This is a genomic window from Acetobacter fabarum, assembly GCF_029069195.1.
Taxonomy (GTDB): domain Bacteria; phylum Pseudomonadota; class Alphaproteobacteria; order Acetobacterales; family Acetobacteraceae; genus Acetobacter; species Acetobacter fabarum_A.
Genome location: NZ_JARDYK010000036.1, coordinates 1 through 1,266, shown reverse-complemented (window position 1 = coordinate 1,266; position 1,266 = coordinate 1). Strand labels below are relative to the sequence as shown.

Sequence of the window (1,266 nt, the reverse complement as noted above, 5' to 3'; positions counted from 1 at the left end):
CCAGTCAAGCAGGGGGAATGACGCAGGAGGGTGGCGGCTCACCGCTTAAAACTCTTGCCGTGTGATGCCATAATTCTATGATGCACCCACGACAACCATGAGAGTCCACGGTTTTTCTGACCTTCCCGCACATGTTGTGCGTTGTGCCACCTTGCCAAGATAGAAAAGGATAACACCATGAACACATCCGTTCATACACATGCCCCCGCACTGGCGGCCGATGCCGGTATTCCCCTGCGTGAGATTCTGCCGTGGGGCGTGTTTGGCCTGATCATGGCAGCACTGCTGATTTACTTTGTGGGTGCGGAGCAGGGGGCAACATCCCTTATTTCTGGCCATTCCGTGCATGAATTCGTGCATGACGGCCGCCACCTTCTTGGCTTTCCCTGCCATTAACTAACCATCTGTCAGGAAAGAACTCATCTCATGGTTGGTCGTCTTCTCGCCCGTGGCATGATCGCGGGTGTTGTGGCTGCGCTGTTGACCTTTGTGTTTGCCAAACTGTTTGGCGAGCCGCAGGTTGCTCTGGCCATAGCCTTTGAATCCGCACAGGATGTTGCCGCAGGTAATGCGCCTGAACCCGAACTGGTCAGCCGTTCGGTGCAGGCGTCCTATGGCCTGCTGACCGCAGTGCTCATGTATGGTGCGGCATATGGTGGCGCTTTTGCCATTGTGTTTGCTCTGGCTTACAAACGTCTGAATCTGTCCAGCCCCCGTGTGCTGGCCCTGCTGCTTGCGGGTGTTGGTTTTTTAACTTTTGTCTTGATCCCCGACCTTAAATACCCGCCCAACCCACCCGCTGTAGGGCTGGAGGAAACAATTGGCCTGCGCACGGCCATGTATTTTGCCATGGTGGGGATTGCCATTGCCATTTCCATGATTTCGCTGCTGGTCGGGCGGGCTCTGGTTGCGTCTCTGGGGTGCTGGAACGCAGTATTGTGCGGTATCGCCCTTGGTCTGGCTCTTGTGGTGGTTGCACAGTTCGGCCTGCCAGATATTAACGAAGTGCCTGGTAATTTTCCCGCTATTGTGCTCTGGCGCTTCCGTGAAGCGGCCATTGGCATGCAGCTTGTCATGTGGTCCACTCTGGGGCTGGTTTTTGGCGCACTGGCCGAAAAACTGTTGCAGCCCCAGCGTGGGCAGGCGCGCTAACGCAAAAATTGTATTTGTACTGATAAAAAAAGGCCACGCAAATGCGTGGCCTTTTTTGTGCCGGGTCTGGCGGCAGGGTGTGGCTTTGCCCGGGCAAAGCCCCTGCTTGACTGA

2 protein-coding genes are annotated in these 1,266 nt (G+C 55.7%); both read left to right on the top strand.

What is annotated here, in order from left to right; translation table 11 throughout:
* Positions 1 to 177: 177 nt before the first annotated feature.
* Positions 178 to 396 carry a CbtB domain-containing protein gene (locus tag PY793_RS14090; RefSeq protein WP_275178615.1) on the top strand — a complete coding sequence of 73 codons (219 nt, stop codon included), beginning with the start codon at positions 178 to 180 and terminating at the stop codon, positions 394 to 396.
* Between the two features lie 30 nt (positions 397 to 426).
* Positions 427 to 1,152 carry a CbtA family protein gene (locus PY793_RS14085; RefSeq protein WP_275178614.1) on the top strand — a complete coding sequence of 242 codons (726 nt, stop codon included), beginning with the start codon at positions 427 to 429 and terminating at the stop codon, positions 1,150 to 1,152.
* Positions 1,153 to 1,266 lie beyond the last annotated feature (114 nt).

Coding starts and splice junctions, on each gene's coding strand:
- PY793_RS14085 (WP_275178614.1), top strand. CDS start 427: ATGGTTGGTCGTCTTCTCGCCCGTGGCATGATCGCGGGTGTTGTGGCT.
- PY793_RS14090 (WP_275178615.1), top strand. CDS start 178: ATGAACACATCCGTTCATACACATGCCCCCGCACTGGCGGCCGATGCC.